General features: G+C 34.0%; 5 protein-coding genes and 2 pseudogenes. All 7 read right to left on the reverse strand.

What is annotated here, in order from left to right:
• Positions 1–290: 290 nt before the first annotated feature.
• A pseudogene (locus tag ACFX4L_RS21040) lies at positions 291–761 on the reverse strand (transposase); the annotation flags it as partial.
• Between the two features lie 362 nt (positions 762–1,123).
• Positions 1,124–1,951: an RnfABCDGE type electron transport complex subunit D gene (locus tag ACFX4L_RS21045; protein ID WP_377387531.1), complete on the reverse strand. Its 828-nt coding sequence runs from the start codon at positions 1,949–1,951 to the stop codon at positions 1,124–1,126.
• Positions 1,929–2,840, reverse strand: coding sequence for an FAD:protein FMN transferase (locus ACFX4L_RS21050; protein WP_377387528.1), 912 nt, complete (start codon positions 2,838–2,840; stop codon positions 1,929–1,931). The genes ACFX4L_RS21045 and ACFX4L_RS21050 overlap by 23 nt, the downstream gene beginning before the upstream one ends.
• 9 nt (positions 2,841–2,849) lie before the next feature.
• Positions 2,850–3,356, reverse strand: a complete 507-nt coding sequence (locus ACFX4L_RS21055) for an FMN-binding protein (RefSeq protein WP_061463287.1) — start codon at positions 3,354–3,356, stop codon at positions 2,850–2,852.
• 150 nt (positions 3,357–3,506) lie between these two features.
• A complete protein-coding gene (locus ACFX4L_RS21060; RefSeq protein ID WP_377387525.1) occupies positions 3,507–4,775 on the reverse strand; it encodes a sensor histidine kinase in 1,269 nt (422 codons plus the stop codon).
• Positions 4,765–5,442, reverse strand: coding sequence for a response regulator transcription factor (locus ACFX4L_RS21065; RefSeq protein ID WP_377387522.1), 678 nt, complete (start codon positions 5,440–5,442; stop codon positions 4,765–4,767). The genes ACFX4L_RS21060 and ACFX4L_RS21065 overlap by 11 nt, the downstream gene beginning before the upstream one ends.
• Positions 5,443–5,946: 504 nt before the next feature.
• Positions 5,947–6,172: pseudogene (locus ACFX4L_RS21070) on the reverse strand (IS3 family transposase); the annotation flags it as partial.

Raw genomic sequence — 6,172 nt, forward strand, 5'->3', positions numbered from 1 at the left:
CATGTTCAACAAAAATAATGAATTCCCTTTTAAAAACTATTTTTAACAAGTGGAATTATTTTTTGATAATAAATACTTAACTGCTAAATTATGTATTCATTTTATATTCTAACGAGGTGATTTTTGAAATATCACTTGTCTTAATTTAAGATTTTATAAGGGTAGCGTCACATCGCCATCAAGTTAAGCGCGCAAGAGATAATATAAAAGTGTGTTCTCTTTAATTTGCTATGGTAACACTAAAAATGCGCATGACAAAAAAACCATCAAATTGGTTTTTTTAAAAAATATTAGGCAGCTTTAAGTTTTTGTGACGTACAATCATACACAATACCTAAGATATCAAAGACCGTTTTCTTGTTATAACGATGACATTTCCGTCCGTTTTTCTCCAAAAGGTGAAACAGACGTAGAAAAATTTTTGATAATTCTTTGGCGTCCTTTTGTAATCCTTGATAAAACAATAAATAATAGTCTTTTATTATATAGATGGATTTATATTCACTTAACTCCTTCTTTTTCTTATCTAAAAGTAACTGACGCATTCTAAACATCGTAGATGAACAGAGTAAAATGCTAATAAGTTGCCCATACAAGTGACACTCTAAGCGTTCCCTCTTAATCTCTTTGCACTTGTCAATTTGAAAGAAAGATTTCCATGTCTTAAATAGAATTTCAATCTGCCAACGTAACGAATACAGTTCATGAATATGTTCCGTTGGAACGTCTTCAAAAGAAAGATTTGTAATATAGGTGGGTATCTATGATAGGCTTCTTTGTCTGATGAAACCTTAGCTTCAGCCTTTCAAGACAAATCGTACCCACAGAGGCTCCAAGTCAAGTCCTTAACCACTTATCTATGCTTTCATGTAAACAAAGATAAAAGTTGCATTCTACCAGTATTTTTAGGATGATACTGTATATAATGGCAGTTTAGTTTAAGTGAAATATTCACATTTTTTACGTTTTGTAATTTTGAAATTTAATTTATTCCATTGATCAGTACATGGTGAGGATGTAAAAACGGGAATCCTATTATTTTTTGGGGATTCCCTGTTTTTGATTTTCTTATTAGTTTGTTAACTGCCCCCATTAGCAGGGTTATATAATTTGTTACTTTTTATTAAGAACCATACCTGATAGTTCTTGTTATACCTGTACGTTTGACAGCTCTTTTTGAAAGTGAACGCTTTTTAAGATAGGTAAAAAGATTTCCAAGACATAAACTGATAAACAAATAGATTAGTCCACCAAATATTGCGTAGATGATTGTTCCTGCTGTTGCTGTCAAGAAACCCATTATTACTTGATCTTTATCCTTAGCTGGTGATGTAGGTGGATCTGTAAGCATAAAAAACCCAAAGAAGAGAGTAGTATTTATAAATGGTGGCCTAAGTGCATTAACTGCATCTCCAATATTGAAATGCCCCATTAGAGCCAATAGTACAAAAGAAGTCCCTAAAAATGTAAAAACCTGAGGGAACTTATGAATTCTGTTCGTAATGATGTATCCTCCCACTAAAAGAAAGATAATTATCCATACTGAAAGGTCTCCAAATGCCCCCCACCAGCTTTGTCCCGTTTTAAAAAAAAGAGCAGATAAAAGTAAACCAAATGCTGCAGGATTAAAAATTGGTTTTTTCATATAAACAAGTAGATGCTTTGATAAAATTGCAAGTATAGCGGTAGCTGTAATTATACCTATAGAGGTCGTGGAACTTAAAATAAGGCCAATAATTAAACCTGTAATAACTGCACCGTCTGGCATTGTCCATTTTCTTTTTTTGAGAATATTAAAGATAATGTCAGCGATGACAGCAGTTATAACTGCTACCATGGTATTTTTTATTCCCAATATATTTATATAGCCGATTGATGCAATAAGAAGATACGCCAACAAGGTAATCGTAACATATCCCTTAGGTGTTTTAAGCCATTTCTTCATTGTCATTACTATCTCCTCCAACATGAACAATCTGTAATTCAGAAGTGATAAAAAGTCCCCTTAAATTAACATCTTCAATTAATTTCTTCCCGTTTTCATTTCCTAACAAAAAGGCTGCAGTCGAAATAGCATCTGCCATCATCGCAAAAGGAGCAATAACAGTTGAACTCACCCAATCATTGGGTGACTCCTTTGTTTGAGGATTAATGATATGATGCATACTGGGAAGTTTTGCATTCTTGCGCTCGTAACTACCTGAAGTACATACTGCTTGATTTGAAATTTCTATTACAGAAATAATCTCATCTTTTTTTTCAGGATGTTGAATGCCAATCTTCCATGATTCTCCCTTTTGATCAAATCCGCCTGCAAATAGGTCTCCACCTGCGTTGACAACAAATCCTTTAAATTCTTTTAGTTCATTTGTTGCCAAATCGATGGCAAAACCTTTTGCGACCGCTCCTAAATCTATCACTAGGGGCTTGTTTAAAAACAATGTCTGGGATTTTTCGTCTAAAACAATATCTCGATACGTTACGGATTCTGCAGAAGGATTTTGAATAAAGTAACCTGTTAAATAATGACGATTAAATCCTTGCTCCTCCATGATTTTCCCAATTGTAGGATCAAATTCACCGTCCGTTAATTTAGCCATTTCTAAAGCAAATCTCAAGGGCTCAAATAAAAACGGACTTATTTGAACTGGTTTTCCAATCACCTTGGTAACGTTCATTAATTCACTGTCAGGGCTAAAACGGCTGCACGCCTGTTCCACTTTTCGAAACATGTCAAAAGCACGGTTGATCTTTGCTTCAGCCAATTCCTCAGATGTACCTTCCCCAATAACTACTTGGATATCTACGACTGTATCCATATATAATTTAGTTTTTCTCATTTTTACCCCTTAGGAATTTTGTGCCTTATTGAGAGCATCCTGGACAGCATCTGTAAACGCTTGAGAACTGTAGGTTGCCCCTGAAACAAAATCTACATTAACACTTTGCCGTTTGATAACCTCACCCGGTAGCCCATCTAAATCACTTTCAGAATAGTGCATCCCCCAATTTATAATTTGTGCATCTGTAATTTTGTCCTTATTTAAGGTTACTGCAACTTCTATTTCCCCGCGCCGATTCATTCCTGTACCTTTAAAAGTTCCATCTTTATATTTTTGTCTAGGCTGAACATTTTGTATTTTTGAAGAAGTAACGCTACTTTTATTTCCATTTACTTCGTTAGCTTTGTCTATAACCAAGCTTGAGGGCTGTACTTTGTTTTGCATACTAATTTGTGTGTGGGTTGCCGAATTCATTTTGATTGCTTGTGCTTCTGTTGAAAAATAACCAGTTGCATAAGCAGCAGCTACAGCTGTGGAACAAAGAAGTACCCATTTTTTATTCTTTTTAGACATTTTAGTATCCTTCCTATCTCTTTTGGTTTAGCTTCTAATTAATCGTTAACACCACAAAGTATATTTAATCACTTTTAAAATTCCTTTAAAAACGTAATAGAAAATATAGATATCCTTTCTAAATCATTTAAAAATTTTAAAAAAACACCTTTAAGTGAGTTTAGATGATTGATTCTTAAAGGGAAGTTTTATAATAAACTGACTCCCTTTGTGGAACCTACTTTCTGCAGAAATTTGCCCTCCATGAGCCTCAACAATCCATTTGGCAATAGACAAACCAAGTCCTGTTCCTCCTGTTGCCTTTGTTCTTGCCTTATCACTTCGATAAAAACGATCAAATATGAATGGTAAATCTTTATCTGGTATTCCTGTCCCGGTATCTTCAATGTTTATTCTTAAACTGCTACCTTCTTTTTTGGAAAAAATGGTTATTTTACCGTTTAGGTCCGAGTATTTTAGCGCATTATCCAGCAAGATGACTAAAAGCTGATGAATTCTATCTTTATCTCCAAAGTAAATTATATTTTTTTCTATCTCATCCTCTATTTTGATATCCTTCATATCAGCAATTGGTTCAAACTGTTCCACTATATGTCTAAGCAGTTCATCCATTGAAAATAATTCCTGATTAATAAGCTGTTCATTTGAGTCACTCCTTGCTAAGGTCAATAGATCCTGTACTAATTTACTCAGGCGTTTTACTTCAGTCAGACTTTTATATATTGTCGCACATTCCTCCTCAATTGTATTAGTTGGGTGACGAAAGAGGAGTTCCAAATGAGTTTGAATAACCGAAAGTGGTGTTCGTAATTCATGGGAAGCATCACTAACAAACTGTGTTTGTTTTTCCCAAGACCTTTGAATTGGCACTAATGCTCTATTTGACAAAAATAAACCAACAAAAAAAGAGATCAGCAAACCTATGAAACAGCCAAATCCAATTAATAGCAGCAGTTGTTTTATAACATTCACCTCAGGATCAATGTTATAAACTAGTTGGATGGTTGCAGCAGATGGAAAGCTTTTAAGTTCATCCCTCTTTTTAACATGAGTCAGAATTCTATAGGAATGTCCGCTTATGGTTTGGATGCGCATTTTTTTGTCATTCCTATTTGGTTTAAAAGAGGATATTTCTTTTTTGTAAAAGGCGTTTTTTGGGTTACTTAAAAGGAGATTCCCTTTTTTATCCCAAAATAAATAGGAAACCTTCCGTTCTGATTCCCTTTCATTTTTTTCATCAGGTAAATCATCAATTGATTTTTGGATCAGATAGGTTTCCTTATTTCGCAAATTATCATCAACTGAGGCAAGAGAAACTTTTTGCATATATAAATAGAGACTAATACCCAAAATACTCAAGACACAAAAGAAAACAAGAGTAAAAAGTAATGCCAACTGGATTTTAGTTTTACGAAACATCCTGTTCACCCACTTTTAGCATGAACCCGATTCCTCGTACGGTTACAATCCAGTGGTCCAAATGGAAGGGGGTAAGCTTTTTTCTAAGATGATGAACATACACATCCACAACATTTAATCCTGCTTCTGAACTAAAGCCCCAGATTCGGTTAAAAATTTGATCACGTAACAGGATTTGTTCCTTGTTTAGAATGAAGAATTCCAGCAACTGATATTCCTTTACAGTTAAATTTAATTTCTTCCCATTTACAAATCCGTCATGCTCAATAATTTTTATAGGTCCGTATCCTAGTTCTTCTGCCTGTTCCCCTTTTCCCCGCAAAAGCACACGTATTCGAGCTAATAATTCAGGACCAGCAAAGGGCTTAATTAAATAATCATCTGCACCTAAATCTAATCCCATCACCCTGTCCTTTATACTATCCTTTGCTGTCAGAAGTAAAATAGGAGTTCTCACTGATTCTTTTCTTAATGTTTTTACAATCGAAAAGCCGTCCACTTCAGGAAGCATAATATCGAGTATGATCACATCATAAATGCCTTTTTTTGCAAGCTCAAGTCCATCATAACCATTTAGGGCAATGTCTACATCATAATTTTCTTCTTCTAATATTTTTGAAATTCCCTCAGTTAATGATTTCTCATCATCAACAATTAATATTTTCATGTCTTCCTCCGGTACTGCATTAAATTTTGACTTTTATATTTTAACCTTAGTTTTTTAAAGAATTATTAAAAAGCATTTTGTATATCAGCGTTCCTTATTAACTATACTGATCCTTTAGTCATAATGAACGAAACAGCTCCTATCGCTTAACGTAGGTTGCACTTGGTCATAATGTTACTACCAAAAAAATCCAAGTGTAGAGCTACACACGAAAAGGAGCCGAATATTATGAAGGATGTACAAAAATTTGTTGGTTTAGACGTATCTAAAGTCAATTGCTGTTTTATTCGGTTCGCCTGCCCGTTGAAGAAAGTCATGATTCTCTTGCTTTTTATAGTTTAATTAAAACTACACTTAATGCTTTTTTAATATTTTTTTTAGATACACTTAATTTTTTTTGTGTAAATATATTGTTAAGTTTTTGGAGTTAGTATAGTTTCATGGACACATTTTAGTTAAGTCCTTACAATGATTTTTGAGAGGATGTGGATTGTCAACACTAAATCAAACAACTTTTTTAAGGGATAATTTTTTATATTCTAGAGGACTTAAGTAGCCAAGAGTTCCATGAATTCTTAGCTTATTAAACCAGTTCACATAGTCTCCAAATTCGAGTGTAAGCTGATCTAAGCTTGCGAATGTTGTTTGATTGGGAACTCAGTCTTAATGATTTTAAAGGTCGCTTCCGCGACAGCGTTATCATAAGGGCAACCTTTCATACTTAGTGAAC

The sequence above is a fragment of the Peribacillus sp. YIM B13482 genome (genome assembly GCF_042787975.1).
GTDB lineage: Bacteria > Bacillota > Bacilli > Bacillales > DSM-1321 > Peribacillus > Peribacillus simplex_A.